The sequence below is a fragment of the Pseudoclavibacter sp. CFCC 11306 genome (assembly GCF_008831235.1).
GTDB lineage: Bacteria > Actinomycetota > Actinomycetes > Actinomycetales > Microbacteriaceae > Pseudoclavibacter_A.
In genome coordinates, this window is sequence record NZ_WBKF01000002.1 from 70,573 (window position 1) to 95,820 (window position 25,248).

The window sequence follows — 25,248 nt, forward strand, 5'->3', positions numbered from 1 at the left end:
TTCACGTGAAACATCTCGCGAGACGCGGCCGTCATCTCTCGATCAGTGCTCGCCGAAGCCCTTCACGCCGAGCGCGCCCACGATGCGGTTCAGATCTCCCACCGTCGCGAAGTCGATGACGATCTGCCCCTTCTTCTTCGACAGCGAGACGCGCACACGCGTGTCCAGCTGGTCTTCGAGACGCTCTGCGACTTCGTGCAGCTGATCCTGGATTCCGCCGGCACGTGCCTTGGCTTTGGCCTGACGTCGTGGCGTGCGTTCACCGAGCTGCTCAGTCTCACGCACGCTCAGACCCTCGTGAATGACCTTGTCTGCCACCTTGTCGATGTCATGAGTCTCGGCCAGAGACAGCAGCGCACGGGCATGGCCTGCAGAGAGCACTCCAGCAGCGACCTTCGACTGCACTCCCGTCGGCAGCTTCAGCAGGCGCAGGGTGTTGCTCACCTGAGGGCGTGACCGCCCGATGCGCTGGGCAAGCTGCTCCTGTGTGATGCCGAAGTCCTGCATCAGCTGCTGATAGGCGCTCGCCTCTTCGAGTGGATTCAGATTCGAGCGATGCAGGTTCTCGAGCAGAGCGTCGCGCAGCATGTCTTCGTCGGCAGTCTCGCGCACGATGGCCGGAATCGCCTCGAGACCGGCTGCCTTGGAAGCGCGCAGCCGGCGCTCGCCCATGATGAGTTCGTACCCGCCTTCTTCACGATGGCGAACCACGATCGGCTGCAGCACCCCGAACTCGCGGACGGAGTGCACCAGCTCATCGAGCGCCTCTTCGTCGAACTCCTTGCGAGGCTGCACCGGGTTCGGCACCACATCGTGAGGCGAGACCTCGATCAGGGTGAGGCCGGGCACCGCAGCAAGATCTGTCTCTGCCGATGCCGGCTCCGCCGCGTCGACGGATACACCCTCTGCCGCAGCCGCCTCGTCTGCGGCACGCAGCACCGCCGATGCGGCCGTGTTTCGCTCCTGCTCGACGACTTCGATGCGCACATCGTTCTCAGCGACCTCAGCAGAGCCGGATGCAGGCACGGCCTTCGCTGACTTCTGTCGGCGAGTCTTCTTGCCTGCATTCGCACTGTCAGAACTGCCTGCAGCAGACGCATCAGCGCGCTCACGCCGACTGCTGCCACGACGAGACGCCTCGAAACCGCGTTCTGCAGCCTCTGCGGCCTCGACGTCGGAGTGCGCCTGCCCTCCTGCGGGTGCGCCGTCGAAGAAGACGTCGACGGGGCGCTTGCGGGCGTCGGAAGACGTCTCAGGCCGACCGCCACGACGCTGCTCCGTGTGTGTGGGGATCAGCGAGCTGATGCCGCGACCGAGACCACCTTTTCTACCGGCCATGATGCTCCTCTCGCTGGCTGAGCTCTGCAGCCGCTTCGATGTATGAGATCGCTCCCTTTGACCCCGGATCATACGCGATGACGCTCTGCCCATAGCTGGGTGCCTCGGCGATGCGAACGGTACGTGGAATCACCGCCTGCAGCGTCTCTTCGGTGAAGTGTGATCGCACCTCGTCGGCGACCTCTTCAGAGAGCCGCGTGCGACCGTCATACATCGTGAGCAGAATCGCACTGAGGCACAGATCCGGATTCAACTGGTCGTTGATCAGCAGAATGTTCTTCAGCAGCTGGCTCAGCCCTTCGAGCGCGTAGTACTCGCATTGAATCGGAATGAGCACTTCGTGCGCCGCCACGAACGCATTCACCGTGAGCAGTCCGAGACTGGGCGGGCAGTCGATGAAGATGAAGTCGAAGTGCGTCTCACGGTCTTGGCTCAGGCTGTCGATGGCCTGCCACAGTCGATACTCGCGCGACGGCAGTGACACCAGTTCGATCTCAGCGCCGGCCAGGTCGATACTCGACGGCGCACAGTACAGCTGATCGTTCTCTGCACTGGGAACGATCACCTCGCCGAGCCGGGCATCACCGATCAGCACGTCATAGATGCCCACACCACCCTCACGGATGTTCACGCCCAGCGCGCTTGAGGCGTTGCCTTGAGGGTCCAGGTCGATCACCAGCACGCGCATGCCGTTCAGCGCAAGAGCGGCAGCCAGATTGACCGTCGACGTCGTCTTGCCGACTCCGCCCTTCTGGTTCGTCACGCTGAAGACGCGCGTACGACTGGGCTTTTTGAAGTCGAGTTCGGCCACGGCCTTGCGGCGTCTCGACAGACTGGCCAGCTCTTTGGCCAGCGGTGTCGAGTCATCGAATTCCACGCGTGTTTCACCCTCGCTCGAGATCTAGATCATGCCCGATGCAGATGCCCACCGGGTCATCATTGGACGTGTTCAGTTTAGTGCCCGGCGCCGACAATGACACGACGCCGGTGTTTCACGTGAAACGTCCTCACCGACGACGTATCGAGAAAGCCGCACACTCCGAGCGACGTTTCACGTGAAACATCACTCAGGCGGCGGTCACGACTCTTCGTGCACGCCTGGCGCAGGCATGCCCCCTGCGTCTTCGAGATCAGGAGTCTCGCCGACCGGGTACTCTCGAGGCCAGCCCAGACCTCGGGGGCCGTCTGGCGAGCCGACCGGATACCCGAGACCCTTCGCCACATCAGCCGGGATCTCTGGGAGCTGCGTGCTCTCGTCACTCATCACATTCTCCATCCGGGTTGGTGACCGCTCTCACGATGCGACCGCGCTCTATTCGTCTTCGATGGTCGGCAGCGTCGCGCAGACCACCGTCGTCGGCTCGCTCAGATAGTCGGCACCGAGATGTTCGACATGCACGTCCTGCAGCGCGAACTTGCGAATCGGCTTGCTCGCGGCCTCGATCTCGGCCGCAGCCGAGCGGCCTTTCATCAGCACCAGCGAACCTCCGGGCCGCAGCAGCGGAGCCGTCCAGCCGATCAGCGTCTTCAGCGCGCTGACCGCTCGAGCCGTCACCACATCGACCATGACCTCGTCGGTGACCTCCTGCGAACGCGCGCGAATCACCCGCACGTTCGTGAGACCCAGCCGCGCACTCTCGTCTTCGAGCCATGTGCAGCGCCGCTCCATGGGATCGATCAGGGTGAACTCGGCGTCTGGGCGGATGATCGCCAGCACCAAGCCCGGCAGCCCCGCTCCGCTGCCGACATCGGCGACACGGGCACCCTCGGGAATGCGCTCTTCGACCGCTGCGCAGTTCAGCAGATGGCGACTCCACAGCCGACCGTACTCGCGCGGCCCCAGCAGACCGAGACGTTCGCCCTGCTCATAGAGATCGTTGGCGAGCTGTACGAGCTGCACACGTGCGGTAGGAAAGCGCTCTGCGACGACGTCGGGCTCGTCTTCGAGCTCGCCGATCTGCTGCTGATCGCTCGACATCAGTTCGATGCCTCGTCTGCCGACGACCCCTGCCCGTCTGACTCGTGCTCAGAGGTCGCCTCATCGCCGCCGAGTGTCAGCACGACGTGGCGACGACGGCCCTCGCCCTCTGAATCGCTCTCGAGGCCCTCTGCCCGTGCGAAGTCGTGCACAAGCTTTCGCTCGTACGAAGACATGCCGGGCAGCGCCACACGATCGTCACCCGCCTGCAGCCGCTCGGCTGCATCCTGGACGAGCTCTTCGAGTTCGTGCTCACGCTGCTCACGCGAGCCCTGCACGTCAAGCACCAGGCGGCTGAACTCACCCGTCTTCTGCTGCACAGCAAGACGCGTCAGCTCCTGCAGAGCCGACACCACGCGCGGCGATGCCAGCGTCGAAAGGTTCGAGTCTTCATCGTCCGAGTTCACCCCGATATACGCCCGCCCACTGCGCACCTCGATGTCGATGTCACCGTCGAAATCGGCGATGTCGAGAAACTCCTCGATGTAGTCAGCCGCGATATCGCCCTCGATCTCGAGTGCGCTGCGCGTCTCGCTGCTCTGCTCGTCGCTCATCGCTTGCCCTTTCTCTTGCTCCGGCTCGACTTGGAGCCTTTGCCCTTGCCCTGGCCGGCACTCTGCTGGCCTCGGTCACCCTGTTGGCTCGTGTTCTCACCCGACTGAGCGCCCTGCGGGCTGCCCGGCTTCGAGCCGGCTGCGGATGCCGAAGCTGCGCCCGAATGGTCGCTCTCGGCCGACTTCGCATCGGCCGCGCCGTCACGCTGCTGATCGGTCAGCTGCCCGCCCTGCTTCTTGGCACGGCTCTTGCCCACCGGCTGCTGGCGCTGCCCCTGCCCACGCCCCTCATGCTTGGCGAGCTCTTCGCGCTGACGATCGGTCAGCTTGCCCTTGGCCTCGAGACGGCTCTGCCGAGCGAAGTACGCGACGCTGCCCGGCGTGGGCATGCTGCGAATCACAATGGCCTGCTGCACCATGGTCCAGAGGTTCGACGTGAACCAGTAGATCAGCAGACCGATCGGAAAGGCCACACCTGAGAAGATCATCAGGAACGGCATGCCGTACATGAGCATCTTCTGCTGCCGGAACATCGGAGACGCCTTCGTCTCTTCCGAGATGTTCTTGCCCATGATCTGAATACTCGTGTACAGCTGCGACGAGACCATGAAGATCACCAGCACGACGGCGAGCAGCACGACCTGCCACTGAATCGGATCGGCGTTGATAGAGTTCATCAACGTGGTCGACAGCTGTGCGCCGAAGATCGAGCCATGCTGAAAGTCATTGGCCAGGTCGCCGTTCAGCACTCCGATGCCGCTGTGCCCCTGCGCGGCCTCATGCAGAACGGTGTAGAGGCCGAAGAACACCGGCATCTGCACCAGCATGGGCAGACAGCCCGCCATCGGGTTCGTGCCGGCGTCTTTGTACAGGGCCATCTGCTCCTGAGCCATGGCCTGGCGTGACAGCTGGTCTTTCTTGCCCTTGTACTTCTGCTGCAGCGCGCGCACCTTCGGGGCGAGCTCCATCGATGCCCGAGAAGACTTGATCTGCTTGACGAAGAGCGGGATCATCGCCGCACGGACGATGAGCACAAGACCGATGATCGAGAGCGTCCACGCCCAGCCAGAAGAGGCTCCCAAGCCGAAGATGTTGACCCAGACCCAATGCCAGCTCACGAGCACGAGCTCGATGAGCCACTTGATGGGCCACAGGATGCTACCGATGAGATCCACGTGTTCTTCTTTCGTCTGAAGCGGTCAGCTGGTCTTTAGTGATGTCGGGCACTCAATGCCACGGCTCAGTGAGGTCACCGCCGATGGTGAAGGCCATCGTCATGCGCGTGATGCGTTTGCTGGAGCTCATGACGACCTGACGGCACAGGATCGACGCCTCCCGCTGAGAACGGCTGACAGCGCAGCAGCCGCCAGACCGTGAGCCCCGCGCCGATTACGAACCCTCGACGTTCGAAGGCTTCGAGGGCGTAGGCCGAGCAGGTCGGATAGTAGCGGCAGACGTCTCCGTAGAGCGGAGAGATGAATCGGCGGTAGCCACGCAGCACCAAGACGGCAAGACGACGCGGCAGCATCCAGACGAAGACCCCGACCTCGCACAGCAGTGTGGAACAGGGAACAGGACTGACCGTCATGACGCCCTCTTCGTTTCGGTACGACCGAGCACGGCATCGCGAACCTCGTGACAAAGCTCGCCATAAGTGGCCCGCGCCGCATTGGGCTTCGCTCGTACCACGATCAGCCATCCTCTGGGAGCCGTCTCGAGCAGTTCGTGAGCGATCTCACGGAGTCTGCGTTTCACGAGATTGCGTTGGACGGCATTGCCGACCGCCCGGCTGGTGACAAACCCGATTCTCGTGGTCGTATCGTCGTCGGTGGCCAGCAGGTGCACTAACAGGTGCCTGGTGCCACGACGACGACCGCGACGACTCACTTTGGAGAAATCAGCGGATGTTCTCAGTCGATGCGGTCGGTCGAGCATGCGTATTACGCAGCGAGCTCTGTGCGCCCCTTGCGACGACGTGCCGACAGAATCGAGCGGCCGGCGCGGGTGCTCATACGAGCGCGGAAGCCGTGCTTCTTGGCGCGACGACGGTTGTTGGGCTGAAACGTTCTCTTGCTCATGATCTCTCCGAAAGATGGTAAAAGGGCATGCCGATATACTCGGGCAACTAGCGGTTAAACCTACCGATCAACCTGGTACAGGTCAAGCCGACAAACATGACAATCCACAATCATGCACACAGAGCGAGCCGAACCCGGCTCTGACACGCCGAAATCCGCGCAGGAAGATTTGCGAAGAGCATCCGAGCGCGCTAGCGTATCCGGAGCGGCTCAATAGGAGTGGCTTTCCACAGTTATACACATGTGGGTAATCCTGTGCATAACCCTGTGGAATCGTGACAAAGGGCCGGGAGTGCATCATGCCGCAGATCGATGCGACAGCAGACCCGGAGGGCTTCTGGCAGCAGATGGCCGAGGCCCTGCAGTCCGACCCCGACATCACCGGACAGCTCTCCGGCTTCATCGGGCTGATCCATCCCAAAGGCGCCATCGGCGACACCATTCTTCTCGAAGTGCCAGACGAACTCGCCCGAGAGATGATCGAGCATCGGGCACGCAACGCCGTGATGCGTGCGCTCTCCACCGTTCAGCCCGATGGCCCCGCCATCACCAGCTTCGCCGTGGTCGTCAACTCGTCGCTGCGCGAGATGGTCAGCAAGCAGACGCCGCAGAAGCCCTCGACCCGGCAGCCGAGTCTGCATGCGCTCGACATCGATCCGCATGCTCCCGCCCCGACGTCGACGACGGATGCCGCCGCTGCGGCCCAGCCCGGAGCTGCGACCGCAAGCGTCACCGGCCTCATCACGGCCGACACCCCTGAGGCGGAGGCGAGCGGCACATCCGCCACACAGCCCTCGGCGACCACGTCGCCGGCAGCGCCGATTCGACCGAGCGTGCCGACGGTGCAGGCGACCGCCCCCAAACCGACGGCCGGCGGCAACGGCAATCGACTCAACCCCAAGTACACCTTCGACAGCTTCGTGATCGGCGCTTCGAACCGCTTCGCACACGCGGCTGCCTTCGCCGTCGCCGAGACCCCGGCCAAGGCCTACAACCCACTCTTCATCTATGGCGAGTCCGGACTGGGCAAGACCCATCTGCTGCATGCGATCGGCCACTACGCGATCAGCCTGTTTCCCGACATCCGAGTGCTCTATGTGAGCTCTGAAGAGTTCACCAACGACTTCATCAACTCGATTCAGCGCAACGAGGCGGCCGAGTTCCAGTCGCGCTATCGCGACATCGACGTGCTGCTCATCGACGACATCCAGTTTCTGCAGGGAAAGGACTCCACTCAGGAGGCCTTCTTCCACACCTTCAACAATCTGCACGATCACAACAAGCAGTTGGTGATCACCAGCGATCTGCCGCCCAAACAGCTGACCGGCTTTCAGGAGCGCATGACCTCGAGATTCGAGTGGGGCCTCACAACCGATGTGCAGGCACCCGATCTCGAGACGCGCATCGCGATTCTGCGCCGCAAGGCCGAGAGCGAACAGATGGAAGTGCCCGGAGACATCCTGGAGCTGATCGCCAGCAAGGTGTCTTCGAACATCCGCGAGCTCGAGGGCACGCTGCTGCGAGTGATCGCCTATGCGAGCATCGAGCAGAAGCCGATCGACTTTCCCCTGGCGCAGACGGCGCTGAAAGACATGATCACGCTGGCCGACGACAACCTGGTCGACCCCGACACGATCATTCAGACCACGGCGACCTATTTCTCATTGAGCGTCAATGACATCGTAGGCACCTCACGCTCACAGCAGATCGCGCTGGCTCGCCAGATCGCGATGTACATCTGCCGTGAGCTCACCAGCCTCTCGCTGCCCAAGATCGGGCAGATCTTCGGCAATCGCGATCACACGACCGTGATGTACGCCAACAACAAGATCTCGCGCCTGATGCAGGAGAAGCGCAACATCTATACCCAGGTCACCGACATCTCGACCGCTGTGAAGCAGGCGCACCGCTAGACCGCGGGCTGTCCCGGCTGGCGGTTCGCCAGCCCCCTTCTGAGGGGTCATCCCGCCGGCGTCAGAGAAAGCGGCCGCCGTCGACCCACAGTGTGCCGGTGCCATCGTCGCACTGGACGCACAGCTCCTCCGGTGCGCCCTCGCTCCAGAACACCGATCCGCGCCTCTCATATGCACCCGCCCCTGCTCACTTGCACACCCCCTGCGCACAGTTCGAGCCGCAGGGGGACACATTCCGCCGGCACAGAGAGTCTCTCAATCGCCCTGTAGACACGGCCACGAAGGTGAACGACAGGTTGCTGGCGGATGATCGAGTTATCCACAATCCACAGGTGAATTCCACAAGTTACACCGATGTAGTTTTGGGCGACCGCAACTATCCACGGGTTTGTCCACACCCTGTGGATAACCAAGAAAACCACCAAATACGCGACTTTATCCACATATCTCTCCACAGATCTGTGGATAACTGGGCCGAACTGGGGAGAAATCGACGTTTTTTGTGCATAGACGCCGCTTCTGACCAGAACCACGCTCTTTTCTCCACAGCGCTCTCCACAAGCTGTGCACAAACTACATCGATGTCGTTCCCAGGTTTTCTCTGGCCGACAGCAGGTCATGCACGGAATCCACAAGCGTTGTTAACCTTGCAGAGTTACATCTTTCAACAGCGAACTCTCTACGAACCTTCTCTTCCCCCACTCGGCAAGCCTGGGAAAGATGTACTCATGAAGAGCGACGATCATCGTCACCACAGCGATGGTCGAGCACATTGCAGAAGAGCAGCTCTGCTGCACGTCTGTTTCAGCGCTCACTTGCTGATTCTCAATAAGAGACGCATGCTCTGATCTCATAGTCGCTGTCTCAACGGTTCTGAGCGGAGAGGAACACCTCGAGCCGCACACTGACACACCAGAATTGTGTCGCCGCAGAATTGTGCGAAGATGGTGGGTGCGCTCACGCGCATACCAGTACCTCTGTGCCTGCGATCGGCGACACGCCGCGCACCAGGCCGAACCGTCGATCGTCTCAGTGACGAGACGTCGCGCGGGTGCAGCGGTATGCGCTGGCCAAGACAGCAGTTCCGACAGAGAGGCATCCGTGAAACTCCAGATCAATCGTGACCTGCTCGCAGAGGCCGTCTCTTTCGCGGTGAAACTGCTGCCTCAGCGCACAACCCTGCCGATCCTCGGTGGCATTCTTCTCGAAGCACAGGGCGGCGATTTGCATCTGGCCACCTTCGACTATGAGGTCTCATCGCAGACCGCTGTGGCAGCAGACATCGAGACAGAGGGCAGCGTCCTGGTCAGCGGGCGCCTGCTCGCCGACATCTCGTCGAAGCTTCCCGGCGACGAGGTCACCCTCTCGCTCGAAGACGGAAAACTGCTCGTCGTCAGCAGCGCAGCACGCTTCGAGCTCTACACCATGCCGCTCGAGGAGTACCCGAGCCTGCCGCAGATCGATCAGTGGGTCGGCACGGTCGACGCCGAGAAGTTCGCCGACGCGATCGCCCAGGTGGCCGTCGCCGCATCACGCGACGACGTCACCCCGGTCATCACCGGCGTGCAGATCGAGATCGACGAGAGCGAACTGACGTTCCTGGCCACCGACCGCTACCGCGTCGCCGTGCGCGGCATCGAGTGGAACAACGACGGACAGGCTGAGGGCAATGCTCTGGTTCCTGCGCGCACGCTGAACGAGGTCGCCAAGACCTTCGCGCATCAGGGCAGCGTCAAAGTCGCTCTGATCAAGAACGACGATCGCGAGATCATCGCATTCAGCGCGAACCGACGCACCGTCACGTCGCTGCTGATCAAAGGCAACTACCCGCCCGTTCGCCGACTGTTCCCCGACACCGTCGAGAACTACGCCGTGGTCAACACCGCCGAGCTGATCGAGGCCGTGCGCCGCGTCTCGCTGGTGCTCGATCGCGAGAGCCCGCTGCGCTTCACCTTCAACCTCGACGGCGTCACGCTCGATGCAGCAGGCAACGACCAGGCGCAGGCTCGAGAGCGTGTCGAGGCGTTTCTCACCGGTGACGAGGTCGTCATCTCGATGAAGCCGCAGTTTCTGATCGACGGGCTGAACTCCACTCGCTGCGAGTTCGCCAAGATGGCCTTCACCAAGACCGACAACCCGCACAAGCCCGGCCCCGTGCTGATCACGGGCCAGACCAGCAAAGACGGCGAGCAGCCGGGTGCGTTCAAGTACCTGCTGCAGCCGAACCTGCTGCTGCGCTAGCGAGCCGCTGTGTACGTGCAGTCGCTCCAGGTGCACGACTTTCGCAACTACACGCGCGCCGAGCTCACTCTGGGGCCGCAGATCTGGGTCTTCGCCGGCCGAAACGGCCAGGGCAAGACCAATCTCGTCGAGGCGGTGCGCTATCTTTCGGTGTTCGGCTCGCATCGCGTCTCGAGCAATGCGCCCATGGTGCGTGCCGGCCAGCGCCAGGCCGTGGTGCGTGCGACGGTGCTGCACGAAGGCCGTCAGCTGCAGATCGACGCGCAGCTGAATCTCGACGGCCCCAATCGCATCCGCATCAACCGTGCCCCCAAACGCGTCGGCGAGGCGCAGGGCCAATTCTCGACGGTGCTCTTCGCTCCCGAGGATCTCGCCCTGGTCAAAGGCGGCCCCGAGGTGCGGCGTCGTGCTCTCGACGAGCTCTGTGTGGGCACCCGCGCCCGTTTCGCCGAGACGCTCGGCGACTATGAGCGTGTGCTGCGACAGCGCAACACCCTGCTGAAATCGGCGCGGTCGGCACGCACCGCGGCCGCAGGGCTCAACACCCTCGACATCTGGGACGAGCAGCTCGTCGACCTCGGAGCCCAACTGCTGGTGCAGCGTGCCGACCTGGTCGCACGCCTGGCCGAACCGCTCAACCGCCTCTACGACCTGATCGCCGACACCGACGCCAGAGCCACCGCGCAGCTGGTCACGAACACGGTGGCCGATCGCCCGGGCGACCTCGAGCATGTGCGCTCCGCGTTCGCCGACCGCCTGCGTGCCGCTCGCGACATCGACCTCGACCGCGGCGTCACCACGGTCGGGCCGCACCGCGACGACCTGCTGCTGTCGATCAACGATCTGCCTGCCCGCGAGTATGCGAGTCACGGCGAGAGCTGGTCGCTCGCGCTCGCTCTGCGGCTCGCCGGGGCCGAGGCGCTGCGCCTGGCCTCCCCCGCAGGTGACCCCGTGCTCATTCTCGACGACGTGTTCGCCGAGCTCGACAGCGCCCGCCGCAGCCGACTCATCGAGCTGGCTGCGGGCTACGAGCAGGTGCTGATCACCGCCGCGGTGCTTGACGATGTGCCGAGCTTCGGCGATCGTGAGACGAGAACGGTGCACGTGGCTCATGGCGAGCTGACCGGCGACGGGGTCGTCTACGGAAACGTCGAGGTCGCGACTGCGGACGACGTGCACCCAAACGCAGAGCGAGGTGACGATGGCCGAGATTCGCGATGAGGCATCCCTCGTCTATCTGCGCATGCGCCGCATCTTCGCCCGCCGCGGTGCCCGCCCGGGCACCCGGAACCTTCGCGGCGACGGGTCGGACGAGCCCTTCGCGGCCGGCCGCGACTTTCGCGGCATCGGCCAGGTGCTCGGGCGGCTCGCCCAGGATCGAGGCTGGGAGCCGACGCTCGAGAAGGCGCGGCTGGCGAGCGAATGGCACACCATCGTGGGCGAGGACGTCGCGCAGCGCACCAGCGCGCGGCTGAACGGAACCGTGGTCGAGGTGCGCTGCGAGTCGACGTCGTGGGCGGCCAGTCTGCGGCTGATGAAGAGCCGTCTGATCGGCCGCATCGCCGAGCTGCTGCCCGAGGTCGAGGTCACCGACATGCGATTCATCGGGCCGGATGCGCCCTCGTGGAAGCGAGGCATCCGCTCGGTGAACGGGCGCGGGCCGCGCGACACCTACGGATGACTCTCTGCCCGCCTGTTCGCGGTGGGGTACGGCCGCGGATCGTACGAGCGGTGTCTGAACGCGAACCCCTTGATCTGGCGTGGGTCTGTACGCGGAGGACTGGTCATTCGCTCTGAGGCGGCAATACGGCCCGTTGAGACGGATTCTTGATAGAATGGGTGAGTTGAGCTGTGACGATTCTGCGTCAGAGTCGGTCACACCACAGAACCAGGAGCACCACGTCGCGATGACTCAAGAGCCGCATTCCTACGATGCCAGTGACATCACCGTTCTCGAAGGCCTGGAGGCGGTTCGCAAGCGCCCCGGCATGTACATCGGATCGACCGGCCCGCGCGGGCTGCACCATCTGGTGTACGAAGTCGTCGACAACGGCGTCGATGAGGCCCTCGCCGGTTTCGCGACGCACATCGAGGTGACGCTGCTGCCCGACAACGGTGTGCGGGTGGTCGACAACGGACGCGGCATTCCGGTCGCCGAGCACCCCACTGAGCACAAGTCGACCGTCGAAGTGGTCATGACGGTGCTGCATGCGGGCGGCAAGTTCGGCGGCGGCGGCTATGCGGTCTCTGGCGGTCTGCACGGCGTGGGCATCTCGGTCGTCAACGCGCTGTCGGTCAGAGTCGAGACCGTCGTCAAACGCGACGGCTACGTGTGGCGTCAGTCGTTCCGCGACGGCGGGCAGCCGGTCGCCGCACTTGAGCGTGGCGAGGCCACCACAGAGACCGGCACGTCACAGACGTTCTGGGCCGATCCCGAGATCTTCGAGACCGTGGTCTACGACTTCGAGACCCTGCGGCAGCGCTTTCAGCAGATGGCCTTTCTGAACAAGGGACTGACCATCACCCTCACCGACCTGCGCGGCGAAGAGCCGGTCGAGGTCAAGTACCACTACGAACACGGTCTGGTCGACTACGTCGAGTTTCTGAACTCGAGCAAGAAGGCCGAGGTCATCAACGACCCGATCATCGACTTCGAGGCCGAAGACACCGAGAAGCGTCTGTCGCTCGAGGTGGCCATGCAGTGGACGACCGCGTACACCGAGAGCGTGCACACCTACGCCAACACGATCAACACCTATGAGGGCGGCACGCACGAAGAGGGCTTCCGCGCCGCGCTCACCACGCTGATCAACAAGTACGGGCGTGAGAAGGGCATCCTCAAAGACAAAGACGAGAACCTCTCGGGCGACGACGTGCGAGAGGGACTCACCGCCGTCGTCTCGATCAAGCTCGGCGAGCCGCAGTTCGAGGGTCAGACCAAGACCAAGCTCGGCAACACCGAGGCCAAGGCGTTCGTGCAGAAGGTCACCGGAGAGCAGCTCGCCGACTGGTTCGACCGCAACCCGCAGCAGGCCAAAGACATCGTGCGCAAAGGCATGCAGGCCTCGCAGGCACGTCTCGCCGCACGCAAGGCCCGTGAGGCCACCCGGCGCAAGAGCGTGCTCGAGTCGGGCGGCATGCCCGGCAAGCTCAAAGACTGCTCGTCGAAGAACGCTGAGATCTGCGAGATCTTCCTCGTCGAGGGTGACTCGGCAGGCGGCTCTGCGGTGCAGGGCCGAAACCCCGAGACTCAGGCGATTCTGCCGCTGCGAGGCAAGATCCTCAACGTCGAGAAGGCGCGTCTTGACCGCGCACTGCAGAACAACGAGATCCAGGCCATGATCACGGCGTTCGGCGCCGGCATCGGCGAGGAGTTCAACTACGACAAGCTGCGCTACCACAAGATCGTGCTGATGAGCGACGCCGACGTCGACGGTGCACACATCGCGACGCTGCTGCTCACGTTCTTCTTCCGCTATATGCGGCCGCTGATCGAGCAGGGCCACGTCTTTCTCGCCCAGCCTCCGCTGTATCGACTCAAATGGAGCGATCGCGAGCATGAGTTCGCCTACTCCGACGAAGAGCGTGACGAACTGCTCGCCGAGGGCAAGGGCGCGGGTCACCGTCTGCCGAAAGACTCCGGCATCCAGCGGTACAAAGGCCTCGGCGAGATGAACTACGAAGAGCTCTGGGAGACCACCATGAACCCCGAGTCGCGCACGCTGCTGCAGGTGCAGCTCGAAGACGCGGCCCAGGCCGACGAGGTGTTCTCGGTGCTGATGGGTGAAGACGTCGACTCACGACGCACCTTCATCCAGACCAACGCGAAAGACGTGCGATTCCTGGACATCTGACGGCCGTGACGCGCTCAGGCGCGTGACCCCAGCATCCGCATCGCACACTCGAATCGCACAGACGAAAGAGACAAGCAGAACATGGCAGACGACACACAGGGCCCCGAGAACCCGGGCACCGACGACCAGAGCACCGGCGTGACGCCGAACTCGGGCGTCTCGTTCGGCAGCGCAGGCAGCACCCACAACCACGGGCACATCTCGCAGGTCGACCTCAACGTCGAGATGCAGAAGTCATACCTCGACTATGCGATGAGCGTCATCGTGGGGCGTGCGCTGCCCGACGTGCGCGACGGTCTGAAGCCGGTGCACCGCCGTGTCATCTACGGCATGTTCGACGGCGGCTACCGACCTGACAAGGCCTTCTCGAAGTGCTCGCGTGTGGTCGGCGAGGTCATGGGCCAGTACCACCCGCACGGCGACTCGGCGATCTACGACACCCTCGTACGTCTGGTGCAGCCGTGGAGCCTGCGCTATCCGCTCGCGCTCGGCCAGGGCAACTTCGGCTCGCCGGGCAACGATCCCGCCGCCGCGCCGCGATACACCGAGACGAAGATGGCGCCGCTCGCGCTCGAGCTGGTGCGCGACATCGACGAAGACACGGTCGACTTCCAGGACAACTACGACGGCAAGACGCAGGAGCCGGTCGTGCTGCCCAGCCGGTTCCCGAACCTGTTGGTCAACGGCTCGGTGGGCATCGCGGTCGGCATGGCCACGAACATTCCGCCGCACAACCTGCGTGAGGTCGCCGAAGGCGTGCAGTGGTCGCTCGAGCATCCGGATGCGTCGCGCCAAGAGCTGCAGGACGCCCTGATTCAGCGCATCAAGGGCCCGGACTTCCCCACCGGCGCGCTGGTGCTGGGTCGCAAAGGCATCGAGCAGGCCTACCGAACCGGTCGCGGGTCGATCACGATGCGCGCTGTGGTGAACATCGAAGAGATCCACAACCGCACCTGTCTCGTGATCACCGAGCTGCCGTACCAGGTGAACCCCGACAACCTGGCGATCAAGATCGCCGAGCTTGTGAAAGACGGACGCGTCTCGGGCATCGCCGACATCCGCGACGAGACCTCGGGCCGCACCGGCCAGCGCCTGGTGATCGTGCTCAAGCGCGACGCGGTGGCCAAGGTCGTGCTGAACAACCTGTACAAGCACACGCAGCTGCAGGACAACTTCGGCGCGAACATGATCGCACTGGTCGACGGGGTGCCGCGCACCCTCTCGATCGACCAGTTCATCAGCCTGTGGATCACGCACCAGATCGAGGTCATCGTTCGGCGCACCAAGTTCCGTCTGCGCAAGGCCGAGGAACGCGCACACATCTTGGAGGGCTACCTCAAGGCCCTCGATGCGCTCGACGAGGTCATCGCCCTGATTCGCGCATCCGCCACCGTCGAAGACGCCCGCGAAGGCCTGAAGAAGCTGCTGGGCATCGACGACCTGCAGGCGCGCGCCATTCTGAACATGCAGCTGCGTCAGCTCGCAGCGCTCGAGCGGCAGAAGATCACCGACGAGTACAACGAGCTGCAGGCCAAGATCGCCGAGTACAACGCGATTCTGGCCAGCGAGGCGCGCCAGCGCGAGATCGTCGGCGAGGAACTCGGCGAGATCGTCGCCAAGTACGGCGACGACCGCCGCACCGCGATCCAGCTCGGCTTCGACGGCGACATGTCGATGGAGGATCTGATTCCCGAAGAAGAGGTCGTCGTCACGATGACTCGCGGCGGGTACATTAAGCGCACCCGCTCGGACAACTACCGTTCGCAGCACCGCGGCGGCAAGGGCATCAAGGGCGCGCAGCTGCGGGCCGACGACATCGTCGACCACCTGTTCGTGACCACGACGCACCACTGGCTGCTCTTCTTCACCGACGCCGGCCGGGTCTACCGCGCGAAGGCGTACGAAGTGCCCGAGGCCGGCCGCGACTCGAAGGGGCAGCACGTCGCGAACCTGCTCGCCCTGAACCCCGATGAGACGGTCACGCAGGTGCTTGACATCTCGGGCTACGACCAGGCGCAGTACTTGGTGCTCGCGACGCGCAACGGTCTGGTCAAGAAGACCCGGCTCGAGGCCTACGACTCACCGCGTTCGGCTGGCCTCATCGCCGTGAACCTGCGTGACGACGACCAGCTCGTCTCGGCGCTGCTGGTGAACGACGACGACGAGATCCTGCTTGTGTCGCGCAAGGGCCTGAGCCTGCGCTTCGTCGCAGACAACGACACGCTGCGCCCGATGGGCCGCGACACCTCGGGTGTGAAGGGCATCACTTTCCGGGCGGGCGACTCGCTGCTGTCGGCGTCGGTGATTCCGGCCGATGCGGATGCTGCGGAGCAGTTCGTCTTCGTGGTCACCGAGGGCGGGTATGCCAAGCGCACAGCGGTCGACCAGTATCGCGTGCAGGGTCGAGGCGGCAAGGGCATCAAGGTGGCCAAGCTGAACGATGACCGCGGCGATCTCGCCGGAGCGCTGATCGTCTGCGAGAACGACGAAGTGCTCGTGGTGCTCGCGGGTGGCAAGGTGATTCGCTCGTCGGTCGCGGAGGTGCCGGCCAAGGGACGCGATACGATGGGTGTCGTCTTCGTGCGCGCCGACGGAAAAGACCATGTGATCTCGGTCGCGCGCAACGAAGAGCACAGCCTCGATGAGGCTGAGGCCGTGGCTGATGCCGAAGCGGGTGCCGAGGCAGCCGCAGCGGTCGAGCCGTCAACTGAAGACACTGATCAGCCCGCTGTGGCTGAAGAGCAGTGAGAGGAACCCACAATATGAACATGACTCCCCCGCCGGTGGGTGGCTCTGGCGCGAAGGCCTCACGTCGTCTGGTGCACCTGCGCCTCTCTGGTATCAACGCCTGGTCGGCGCTGAAGGTGTCGTTTCTGCTCAGTCTGGCGCTGATGATCGTCGAACTGGTCTGCTCGTTCGTGCTGTGGCTCTTCGTGGCTCAGCTGGGCATGTTCCAGCCGATCAACGACCTGCTCTCGACGACGACGAGTGACGGTTCTGAGAACGTCGCGCGCATCTTCAGCTTCGGTCGCGTTCTGGGTCTGACTCTGCTGGCCGGCGTCGTGACCGTGATCTTCGGCACGCTTGGCGGTGGGCTGATGGCCGTGATCTACAACGCGGTGGCGCGCATCGTGGGCGGCGTGAAGCTCACGTTCAGCAACGTCAAGTAGCGATCTCACGGGTCGGGATGCCCGCGTGCATCTCGACTTGTGCGCAGCGCCGGTTATACGTTAAGCTTTTCTGGTGCTGTGCATTGGGCCTATAGCTCAGGTGGTTAGAGCGCTTCGCTGATAACGAAGAGGTCCCTGGTTCAAGTCCAGGTAGGCCCACCAATGCGCACTCTGGTGAATCTCGTCGTGGTTGCAGACTTGCCGTAGTCTCAGGCTCGTGCAGAATCATAAGGCGAGCACGCGGGGCCTTAGCTCAATTGGTAGAGCGCCTGCTTTGCAAGCAGGAGGTCGCGGGTTCGATTCCCGCAGGCTCCACAACAGTCGTCGAGAAAGCCCCGGTTCGCGAAGAGTCGGGGCTTTCTTCGTGGGCGCTGGTAATCGCAGATCCATCTCGATGACTTCGATTGCTGCTGGCTCGTGATGTGGCCATTCCCCGCGCCCTTCCTGTGCGGCGACTATCGTCGCGATACGCGGCCTATGCCACGGATTGTGACGTATGCGGCTGCCAGCGGCTGCGGTTGAGCCCACTTGTGCAGAAGCTTCTCTCTTGATGTGCGGCTCTCTATGGGTCACACTGTCGATGGCTCGCAGTCGGCCTCCGTGGAGGCAAACTGGACTCATGTCTGCTTCGTGCGGTCGAGATGGGCCGTCTTGTGCTACGGACGAGGTGAGTCTCCGCAGGCTCCTTCTGCGCGTGGACTCCTCGTCGCGTCAACGGGCTTCAGCTACTGATCGCACCGATGTGATGTCGAGGAGCGAGCGTGACGATCAGGCTGCTGGCCATGATGTCGTCGACCAGGCCCAGCGGATCGGTGCGGCGCCTCAATCGTTCGCTCCCCCGTCGGCCACGTTGCCCAAGCTGTGTCGCAGAGAGCCGACTCCTCGGCCGTGCAGGCGGCTCCTGAGTCTCCTGAGCATGACTGCGCCCGGGCGGGAGTCTTCGTTCGTCGCCGGACGATCAGTTGAGATCCTGCTGTCCCAGCCAGTCGGATGCGATGGTGCTGGCCGGCAGGCCTTCGTTGACGCTGCGTGCATTGAGCGCGATGAGGTCGTCGGTGGTCATCGCAGCGCTGACCTTGTTGATGATCGCAGCGGCTTTGTCATCAACGTTGTCGCTGGCCAGAGGCACCACATGCGAGGCGAGGAAGAGGCCTTTCGTGTCAGTCAGTGAGACCAGATCGTCGGCTGAGATCGCCGGGTCTGCGGTGTAGATGTTCGCGATCTGGACGTCTCCGTCTTTGAGCGCTTTGACGGTCAGGGGGCCGCCGGCGTCTTCGATCGGGGTGAAACCGATGGTGATGCCGTAGGTGTCGAGCAGTCCTTTCGGGCCATAGGGGCGTGTCTCGGCCTCAGAGTTGGCCCCGAGCGTCATCTGCACGGTGACGTTGGCGAGGTCATCGATCGTGCTCAGCTTCCACTGATCGGCGAACTGCCGGGTGACGGTATAGGAATCCTGATCGCTGGCATCCGACTGGTCGAGCACGCGCAGACCGTCGGGAGTCGCGTTCTGCAGTTCGCCGTAGACGTCGTCAGCCAGGCGTGCAGTGGTATCTGGCTTCCAGTACTGCAGCAGATTCCCCGTGTACTCAGGAAAGAGGTCGATCTTGCCCGACTCGATCTCAGGCAGGTACGCCTCTCGCTGCCCGATGCGGAACTGACGGTCGACGGTGAATCCGTCTCCTTCGAGCGCCTGGGCGTAGATTTCGGAGATGATCTCATTCGAGTAGTAATCCTGTGAGCCGATGACGATTGTCTTCGACGACGAGCCCTCGTCGCTGCCGGATGAGAGGGGATCGTTTCCGGCGCAGCCGGTCAACGCGAGGGATCCGGTGAGCGCGAGTGCGCCGAGTGTGATGACCTTGGACCGATGTGACATGTTCTGTGTTCCTTCTTCTTGATGGTGGTCAACGCTGTCGAGCAGACAGCTGTGCAGGGTTGGCACGATGAGCTGAGAGACGCTGCAGCGCGGCAAGGGAGAGCTCGAGCAGCAGGGCCAGCGCGATGACCAGCACAGCGCCCCCGAGCATCTGGGCGTAGTCGCGTGATTTGAGCCCAGTGAACAGATAGCGCCCCAACCCGGTGTCTGCGGTGTACGCAGCGAGAGTCGCCGTGGCCACGACCTGCAGAGTGGCCGCGCGCAGTCCGCCGACGATGACCGGCAGCGCCAGCGGCACCTCGACGAGGCGAATGACTTGGAGGGGGCTCATGCCGATGGCACGGGAAGCGCTTGGAACGGCCGGCTCGATCGCCTGCACGCCGGCGTATGCACCGGCCAGCAGCGAGGGCATCGCCAGTATGATGAGGGCGAGTGTCGGAGCCTGGACCCCGATGCCGAGTGCAAGACCGAACAGGGTGAGCAGTCCCAGTGTGGGAATCGCGCGAGCAGCACCGGTGATCGCACCGATGGTGGCCGCTCCGCGGTGGGTGTGTCCGATCAGCACCCCGGCTGGCAGGGCGACGATCCCTGCCGCGGCTATCGAGACACCGGTGATGGCCAGGTGCTCAAGGGTTCGCCTGGGAATGCCGCCGGCGCCGGCCCAATTCGAAGGATCGGTGAGCCATGCCACCGTATCGATCAGCAGACTCATGCCGACCTCCGACGTCGTCGCAGACTGCGCTGCCAAGGTGTCAGCGCCCGCCCGAGGACAGAGAGCAGGACATCGACCAGCAGGGCCAGCAGCACCGTAGCCACGACGCTGGTAACGACCTCAGCGGTGATGCCGCGCTGGAATCCGTCAGTGAGCAGAGTTCCGAGACTGGGCACGCCTATCAGAGCACCTATGGTGACCAGCGCGATCGTTGAGACGGCCACGACACGTACGCCCGAGATCAGCACGGGCACTGCGAGTGGCAGATCCACCTGCCAGAACACCGCACGAGGCGAGTGGCCGATCGCGATCGCGGCATCGCGGGTGTGGGGCTCGACGGTGGAGAAGGCGTCGGCAGCGGTGCGCACCAGCAAAGCTACTCCGTAAACGGTCAATGCGATGGTCATCGTCGCCGCAGACCGCAGAGGAATGCCGAGAATGGCCGGGATGACGATCAGCAGGGGCAGTGCCGGAATCGCATAGAGCAGTGTCGCGGCACTCAGCAGTGGAGTGCCGATACGAGGTCGACGGAACGCGAGACGACCCAGCGGAACGGCGATGAGCACACTGAGTGCGATCGCCGGAAGGCTCAGCATCACATGACTGCGAAGCAGGTCGACGACCTGCGGCCAGTTGAGCGTCAGCCAGGTCACGGCGCCATCACTCCTACCGGGCGGCCGTGGCCGTCGAGCACGATCGAACGGCCCTCGACGATCTTCTCGTGCAGCGTGCGCTCGGCACGATCGGCACCGATGAAGTCTGCGACGAAACCGTTGGCGGGGGCGGCGAGAATCTCTGCCGGGCTTCCCTGCTGCGCGATCACGCCGTGATCGTGCAGCACGACCACCTCGTCGCCGAGGCGGAATGCTTCGTCGACGTCGTGGGTGACGAACACGATGGTCTTGCCGAGATCGGCCTGCAGCCTCAGCAGCTCATCCTGCAGCTCTCGTCGAACGATCGGGTCGACTGCGCCGAACGGCTCGTCCATCAACAGGATGTTCGGATCAGGCGCCAGGGCGCGTGCCACGCCGACGCGTTGCTGCTGACCGCCGCTCAGCTCTGCGGGATATCGCTCTGAGAGGGCGGGATCGAGCCCGACGCGTTGCATCAGCTCGGTGGCGCGGATGCGGGCCTGTGCCCGCCTCGTGCCGTTGAGACGCAGCACCGTGGCGACGTTGTCGAGCACAGTGCGGTGCGGCAGCAGGCCGCCGGCCTGCAGCACATAGCCGATCGACCGGCGCAGGGCCACGGCGTCGCGCGCGCGTACATCCTCACCATCGATGAGCACTCGGCCGGACGAGGGCTCGACCATGCGGTTGACCATGCGCAGCAGCGTGGTCTTGCCTGACCCGGATGAGCCGACCAGCGCCACCGTGCGATGCGACGGTACGGTCAGTGTGAAGTTCCTGACCGCGACAGATCCGCCAGGGTACGTCTTCGCCACGGACGTGAACTCGATCATCCGGATTCCTTCCGCCGTTCCCTGGGCCTGCCGCTCGCTGAGCGCCGTGTTCACGCAGCTCGAACCGGCAGACGCCCAAGCCCTGTGCAGCGCTCGGCCCGGCAGTCTGATCGTTCGGCAGATGCGCAGCTCAAGCTTATACCTCTGATCGTTGTGCCTCGAATCGTGGTGCTACAGTCGGAGACGTGATCGAGTTGATGATTCTGGGTTTTCTGGCCGAGGGCCCGTTGCACGGGTACGAGCTGAGGCGCCGGATGAACCGCCTGCACGGGTATGCGCGTGCCATCAGTGACGGAACGATCTATCCGGCGATCAACCGTCTCATCGCGTCGGGAGCGCTCCTCCAGACTCTCGAGACCGGGCGTGGGGCGACCACGCGGCGAACCCTGCACCTGACGGAGCGCGGGCATGAGCAGCTGCTGCAGCGGCTGCGTGCCGCCTCGGGCCATGACATCACCGACGGCGCACGGTTCTTCATCGTGCTGGCCTTCCTGTCGCTCCTGCCCGACGATTTCGAGCGTCGCGCCGTGCTGCAGCGCCGCCTCGACTTTCTCGACCAGCCGGTCGGCTTCTTCTTCGACGCAGACCGACCCCTGCGTGCAGCCGAGATTACCGATCCCTACCGCCAAGGCATCCTCGTGACCGCTCGCGCGGCCCGCAGAGCAGAGCTCACGTGGCTGCGTGACCAGCTCGGGCCCACCTCACGCTCAGTTCGGGAGCAGACATGAACACCATGCGCGCAGTCGTTCTCGATGCCCCGGGGCCGGTGGCCAATCTGCACATTCGTGACCTGCCCATCCCAGTGCCGGCGCCTGGGTGGGTGCGCATCACGGTGAAGGCGTTCGGTCTCAACCGTTCAGAACTGCATACACGCCTCGGGTTCGCCGGCCCCGCCGTGACCTATCCCCGGGTGCTCGGCATCGAGGCCACCGGAGTCATCGACGACGACCCGTCGGGTCGTTTCGCCCGTGGGCAGCAGGTCATGACGCTCATGGGGGGCATGGGGCGCACTTTCGACGGCGGCTACGCGCAGTACACCTGCGTGCCGGTTCATCAGGTCATCCCCTTTCACTCGGCTCTCGACTGGGCCACGCTCGGCGCGATCCCGGAGATGTTGCAGACGGCACACGGCTCACTCACCATCGGCCTCGACGTGCAGGCCGCGCAGAGCCTGCTGGTGCGCGGGGGCACGTCGTCGGTGGGGCTCGCGGCAGCCGTTCTCGCCAAACGCCAGGGGCTGACGGTGCTGTCGACCACACGCAGCCCGGCCAAAGCCGATGCGCTCAGAGCCGCCGGCGTCGATCACGTGCTCATAGACGACGGAGCCGTCGCACCCCAGGTGCGCTCGGTGCTGCCCGAGGGCGTCGACGCGGCACTCGAGCTGGTCGGCACGCCGACACTCCCGGACACCCTGCGCGCCACCCGTGTGCACGGGGTCGTCTGCTTCACAGGGATGCTCTCGAACCAATGGACGGTCAAAGACTTCTACCCCATCGACTACATTCCCCGCGGTGTGCGTCTGACGGCTTACTCAGGCGACGCGGGTGATCTGCCAGTGGACGTGCTGCAGCAGTATCTCGATGACGTCGAGGCCGGCCGCACGGTCGTGCCGATCGACCGGGTGTTCTCTCTCGACCAGATTCGAGAAGCGCATGCTCTGATGGAATCCGGTCAGGCGCACGGCAAGCTCGTCGTCCTGCTCGACTGATCAAGCCGTTCAGAACTGATGCTCAGGCCCGGGAAAGGCGCCCGAGGCGACATCGGCGGCATACGCACGCGCTGCATCCACCAGCGCGCCGCGAACGTCTGCATACTGCTTGACGAAGCGCGGCATACGGCCGGCGCGCAGCCCGGCCATGTCCTGCCAGACCAGCACTTGAGCGTCGCATCCCGCGCCGGCGCCGATGCCGACGGTCGGAATGCGCAGCGCAGCGGTGACCTCTGCGGCGACGGCTGCGGGCACCATCTCGAGCACGACGGCGAATGCACCGGCTGCCTCGAGCGCTCGGGCGTCGGCGATGAGACGGGCTCCGTCGTCTCCCCTGCCCTGCACGCGATAGCCGCCGAGCTGGTGCTCAGATTGCGGCGTGAACCCGATGTGCGCCATCACGGGCACGCCGCTGTGCACGAGTTTCTCGACCTGCGGCACGACCTCGACCCCGCCTTCGAGCTTGACCGCGTGAGCGCCCGCCTCTTTGAGAAAGCGTGCTGCAGTCAGAAACGCCTGCTCAGGCGAGGCCTGATATGACCCGAAAGGCAGGTCGACGACGATCAGCGCCCGCCTCGCAGCTCGTGAGACCCCACGCGTCAGCATGATCATCTCGTCGACGGTGACCGGCAGCGAGCTCTCATTGCCCAGCACGTTGTTCGAGGCCGAGTCGCCGACGAGGAGCACGGGAATGCCCGCCTCTTCGAAGACCTGCGCGGTGTACATGTCGTACGCGGTGAGCATCGCCCAGCGCTCGCCGCGATCCTTCATCTGCTGCAGATGCGGGATGCGTACGCGTGCAAGCGGCGTTGCCGGCGCTGTGCCCGGCTCGGGCAGGCCGGATGCGGTGGATGCGTCGGCAGAAATGGCCGGGGGTGTGCCGTACGGTGCGGGCTGCTCGCTCACGCGAATCCTCTGTTCGTCAGTCGATGCACGGAGGCACGACTCGGGAAGCGTCAGTGCTCGTGCGGGGTCGTGCTCCAGCGTACTCGACTGAGAGGCGAGCGTTATATGCCGTTTTCGACATATGACGCTCGCCTCTCGAAGAGGTCAGTGCAGGCGCGCTGACTGCTGTCTCGCCTAATTCTCGTCGAGTCCCTCGCCAGAAGGCGACACCAGGATCTTCACGGCCGTCTCGTTGCGATGGATCAGTGTGTCGAAGCCCTCGTCGACCAGGTGCTCGAGAGCGATCTTGCCGGTGATGAACGGCTTGAGGTCGATCTTGCCGCTCTCGACGAGCTTGATGGTCGCCGGGTGGCTGTTCACGTAGCCGATGGTGCCGCGGATGTCGAGCTCTTTCATGACGATCTTGTGCATGTCGAGTTCGGCCTTCTTGCCCCAGATCGACACGATGACGATCACGCCGGTCGGGCGCACGGCGTCGAGCAGGGTGTCGAGCACGACCTGAACGCTGGTGCACTCGAACGCGACGTCGGCACCCTTGCCGTCGGTGAGTTTGCGGGTCTCTTCGACCACGTCGACCTCGGCGGGATTGAAGGCATAGTCGGCGACGCCGGCGTCGAGGGCCTTCTGCCGGCGCAGCGGGCTCAGTTCAGAGATGACGACCTTCACACCCAGTGCGTGCAGCACGGCTGCGGTCAGCTGACCGATGGGGCCGGCGCCGCCGATGATGGCGGTCTGACCTGCCTGAACGCCGGAGCGCTCGACGGCGTGATAGGCCACCGAGAGGGGCTCGATGAGTGCGGCCTGATCGAGAGGCAGACTCTGATCGATCTTGTGCACCCAGCGGCGGCGCACCACGATGTTCTCGGCAAGGCCGCCGCCGCGGCCGGCGAGACCGATGAAGTTCATGTCTTTCGAGAGGTGGTAGTCCTTGCTCTCGGGGCCGGTGTAGACGTCATCGCTGATGATGTACGGCTCGACCACGACGTGATCGCCGACTTTGAGATCGTCGACGCCTTCGCCGACCTCGCTGATGACGCCCGAGAACTCGTGCCCGAGGGTGACCGGGGCCGATTCTCCCGAGATGGGGTGCGGATGCCCTGCCGGCGGCACGAAGATCGGGCCGTCGAGGAACTCGTGCAGGTCGGTGCCGCAGATGCCGCACCACGCGACATCGATGCGTACCGTGCCGGGCTTCAGCTGCTGTGGCTCGATGTCTTCGATGCGAATGTCGCTGCGGTCGTAATAGCGTGCTGCCTTCATGGTGTGGTTGTCTCCCTTGCGTGACGCGACAGCACGCGCACGGTGGCTGTCGCAGTGTTGGGTCGACGGTGTCCCCCGTCGACCCAAGTGTATCGAGAGCGAGACAACGAACTCTGAACGGCAGAGAAACAGCCGCGAAGTGTCTTGTTCTGGGACACTTCGCGGCTGTCGGTCAGCGGTGCAGGTCAGCGCTGACGA

The 25,248-nt window shown here is 64.0% G+C and carries 24 protein-coding genes and 2 tRNA genes; 11 read left to right on the forward strand and 15 right to left on the reverse strand.

The genetic code is table 11. The features are described from left to right. Positions 1–42: 42 nt before the first annotated feature. The 9 genes from F8O09_RS07140 to rpmH form a co-directional block, all read right to left on the reverse strand. Positions 43–981, reverse strand: coding sequence for a ParB/RepB/Spo0J family partition protein (locus F8O09_RS07140; RefSeq protein WP_412973589.1), 939 nt, complete (start codon positions 979–981; stop codon positions 43–45). A 346-nt stretch (positions 982–1,327) separates the two neighbouring features. Then, positions 1,328–2,215 carry a ParA family protein gene (locus F8O09_RS07145; RefSeq protein ID WP_225732937.1) on the reverse strand — a complete coding sequence of 296 codons (888 nt, stop codon included), beginning with the start codon at positions 2,213–2,215 and terminating at the stop codon, positions 1,328–1,330. Positions 2,216–2,416: 201 nt separating this feature from the next. Beyond that, positions 2,417–2,602: a hypothetical protein gene (locus F8O09_RS07150; RefSeq protein WP_158054585.1), complete on the reverse strand. Its 186-nt coding sequence runs from the start codon at positions 2,600–2,602 to the stop codon at positions 2,417–2,419. A 48-nt stretch (positions 2,603–2,650) separates the two neighbouring features. Beyond that, positions 2,651–3,316 (reverse strand): 16S rRNA (guanine(527)-N(7))-methyltransferase RsmG, encoded by a 666-nt coding sequence (rsmG, locus tag F8O09_RS07155; RefSeq protein WP_158054587.1) that lies wholly within the window; start codon positions 3,314–3,316, stop codon positions 2,651–2,653. Continuing rightward, on the reverse strand, positions 3,316–3,870 hold the full coding sequence (locus F8O09_RS07160; protein WP_158030432.1) for a protein jag: 555 nt from the start codon (positions 3,868–3,870) through the stop codon (positions 3,316–3,318). Before F8O09_RS07160 ends, rsmG begins: the two co-directional genes overlap by 1 nt. Continuing rightward, positions 3,867–5,045, reverse strand: coding sequence for a membrane protein insertase YidC (gene yidC / locus F8O09_RS07165; RefSeq protein WP_158054588.1), 1,179 nt, complete (start codon positions 5,043–5,045; stop codon positions 3,867–3,869). Before yidC ends, F8O09_RS07160 begins: the two co-directional genes overlap by 4 nt. A gap of 74 nt (positions 5,046–5,119) precedes the next feature. Further along, positions 5,120–5,458 carry a membrane protein insertion efficiency factor YidD gene (yidD, locus tag F8O09_RS07170; RefSeq protein ID WP_158054590.1) on the reverse strand — a complete coding sequence of 113 codons (339 nt, stop codon included), beginning with the start codon at positions 5,456–5,458 and terminating at the stop codon, positions 5,120–5,122. Continuing rightward, a complete protein-coding gene (gene rnpA / locus F8O09_RS07175; RefSeq protein WP_158054592.1) occupies positions 5,455–5,805 on the reverse strand; it encodes a ribonuclease P protein component in 351 nt (116 codons plus the stop codon). The genes yidD and rnpA overlap by 4 nt, the downstream gene beginning before the upstream one ends. Before the next feature lie 5 nt (positions 5,806–5,810). Further along, on the reverse strand, positions 5,811–5,948 hold the full coding sequence (gene rpmH / locus F8O09_RS07180) for a 50S ribosomal protein L34 (protein ID WP_158030428.1): 138 nt from the start codon (positions 5,946–5,948) through the stop codon (positions 5,811–5,813). 347 nt (positions 5,949–6,295) lie between these two features. Here rpmH and dnaA point away from each other — a divergent pair, with 347 nt between their 5' ends. The 9 genes from dnaA to F8O09_RS07225 all read left to right on the forward strand — a co-directional run bounded on the left by dnaA (position 6,296) and on the right by F8O09_RS07225 (position 17,441). Further along, positions 6,296–7,861 (forward strand): chromosomal replication initiator protein DnaA, encoded by a 1,566-nt coding sequence (gene dnaA, locus F8O09_RS07185; RefSeq protein WP_225732966.1) that lies wholly within the window; start codon positions 6,296–6,298, stop codon positions 7,859–7,861. A gap of 1,101 nt (positions 7,862–8,962) precedes the next feature. Next, the gene (gene dnaN, locus F8O09_RS07190) at positions 8,963–10,102 is read left to right on the forward strand and encodes a DNA polymerase III subunit beta (protein ID WP_158054595.1); all 1,140 of its coding nucleotides are present in this window, start codon (positions 8,963–8,965) and stop codon (positions 10,100–10,102) included. Between the two features lie 9 nt (positions 10,103–10,111). Further along, a complete protein-coding gene (recF, locus tag F8O09_RS07195) occupies positions 10,112–11,323 on the forward strand; it encodes a DNA replication/repair protein RecF (protein ID WP_158054597.1) in 1,212 nt (403 codons plus the stop codon). Beyond that, entirely contained in the window at positions 11,304–11,783 is a 480-nt protein-coding gene (locus F8O09_RS07200; protein WP_158054599.1) for a DUF721 domain-containing protein, read from the forward strand. The genes recF and F8O09_RS07200 overlap by 20 nt, the downstream gene beginning before the upstream one ends. 226 nt (positions 11,784–12,009) lie before the next feature. Further along, positions 12,010–13,956: a DNA topoisomerase (ATP-hydrolyzing) subunit B gene (gyrB, locus tag F8O09_RS07205; protein ID WP_225732938.1), complete on the forward strand. Its 1,947-nt coding sequence runs from the start codon at positions 12,010–12,012 to the stop codon at positions 13,954–13,956. Between the two features lie 81 nt (positions 13,957–14,037). Then, the gene (gene gyrA / locus F8O09_RS07210) at positions 14,038–16,704 is read left to right on the forward strand and encodes a DNA gyrase subunit A (protein ID WP_158036964.1); all 2,667 of its coding nucleotides are present in this window, start codon (positions 14,038–14,040) and stop codon (positions 16,702–16,704) included. Positions 16,705–16,724: 20 nt separating this feature from the next. Beyond that, positions 16,725–17,126 carry a DUF3566 domain-containing protein gene (locus tag F8O09_RS07215; protein WP_192497609.1) on the forward strand — a complete coding sequence of 134 codons (402 nt, stop codon included), beginning with the start codon at positions 16,725–16,727 and terminating at the stop codon, positions 17,124–17,126. Positions 17,127–17,211: 85 nt separating this feature from the next. Further along, positions 17,212–17,288 (forward strand) — tRNA-Ile (locus F8O09_RS07220). Positions 17,289–17,368: 80 nt separating this feature from the next. Continuing rightward, a tRNA-Ala gene (locus tag F8O09_RS07225) sits at positions 17,369–17,441 on the forward strand. Between the two features lie 643 nt (positions 17,442–18,084). On the opposite strand, the gene F8O09_RS07230 is transcribed toward F8O09_RS07225, so the two are convergent. Genes F8O09_RS07230 through F8O09_RS07245 form a run of 4 tightly spaced genes read right to left on the reverse strand, consistent with a single transcriptional unit; the run spans position 18,085 to position 21,176 of the window. Continuing rightward, complete coding sequence (locus tag F8O09_RS07230; RefSeq protein WP_158054603.1) at positions 18,085–19,002, reverse strand: ABC transporter substrate-binding protein; 918 nt, start codon at positions 19,000–19,002, stop codon at positions 18,085–18,087. 28 nt (positions 19,003–19,030) lie between these two features. Then, positions 19,031–19,714, reverse strand: a complete 684-nt coding sequence (locus F8O09_RS07235) for an ABC transporter permease (protein ID WP_158054605.1) — start codon at positions 19,712–19,714, stop codon at positions 19,031–19,033. Then, a complete protein-coding gene (locus F8O09_RS07240; protein ID WP_158054606.1) occupies positions 19,711–20,367 on the reverse strand; it encodes an ABC transporter permease in 657 nt (218 codons plus the stop codon). Before F8O09_RS07240 ends, F8O09_RS07235 begins: the two co-directional genes overlap by 4 nt. After that, positions 20,364–21,176 (reverse strand): ABC transporter ATP-binding protein, encoded by an 813-nt coding sequence (locus tag F8O09_RS07245; RefSeq protein WP_158054608.1) that lies wholly within the window; start codon positions 21,174–21,176, stop codon positions 20,364–20,366. The genes F8O09_RS07240 and F8O09_RS07245 overlap by 4 nt, the downstream gene beginning before the upstream one ends. A 185-nt stretch (positions 21,177–21,361) precedes the next feature. Between F8O09_RS07245 and F8O09_RS07250 the strand changes: the two genes are divergently transcribed. Both F8O09_RS07250 and F8O09_RS07255 read left to right on the forward strand, forming a co-directional pair. Continuing rightward, on the forward strand, positions 21,362–21,904 hold the full coding sequence (locus F8O09_RS07250) for a PadR family transcriptional regulator (RefSeq protein ID WP_158030416.1): 543 nt from the start codon (positions 21,362–21,364) through the stop codon (positions 21,902–21,904). Further along, positions 21,901–22,884 carry a zinc-binding alcohol dehydrogenase family protein gene (locus F8O09_RS07255; RefSeq protein ID WP_192497610.1) on the forward strand — a complete coding sequence of 328 codons (984 nt, stop codon included), beginning with the start codon at positions 21,901–21,903 and terminating at the stop codon, positions 22,882–22,884. The genes F8O09_RS07250 and F8O09_RS07255 overlap by 4 nt, the downstream gene beginning before the upstream one ends. 9 nt (positions 22,885–22,893) lie before the next feature. Here F8O09_RS07255 and panB read toward each other — a convergent pair whose 3' ends face one another. After that, a complete protein-coding gene (panB, locus tag F8O09_RS07260) occupies positions 22,894–23,790 on the reverse strand; it encodes a 3-methyl-2-oxobutanoate hydroxymethyltransferase (protein ID WP_158030414.1) in 897 nt (298 codons plus the stop codon). A 174-nt stretch (positions 23,791–23,964) separates the two neighbouring features. Then, on the reverse strand, positions 23,965–25,050 hold the full coding sequence (locus tag F8O09_RS07265) for a 2,3-butanediol dehydrogenase (RefSeq protein WP_158054610.1): 1,086 nt from the start codon (positions 25,048–25,050) through the stop codon (positions 23,965–23,967). Positions 25,051–25,248 lie beyond the last annotated feature (198 nt).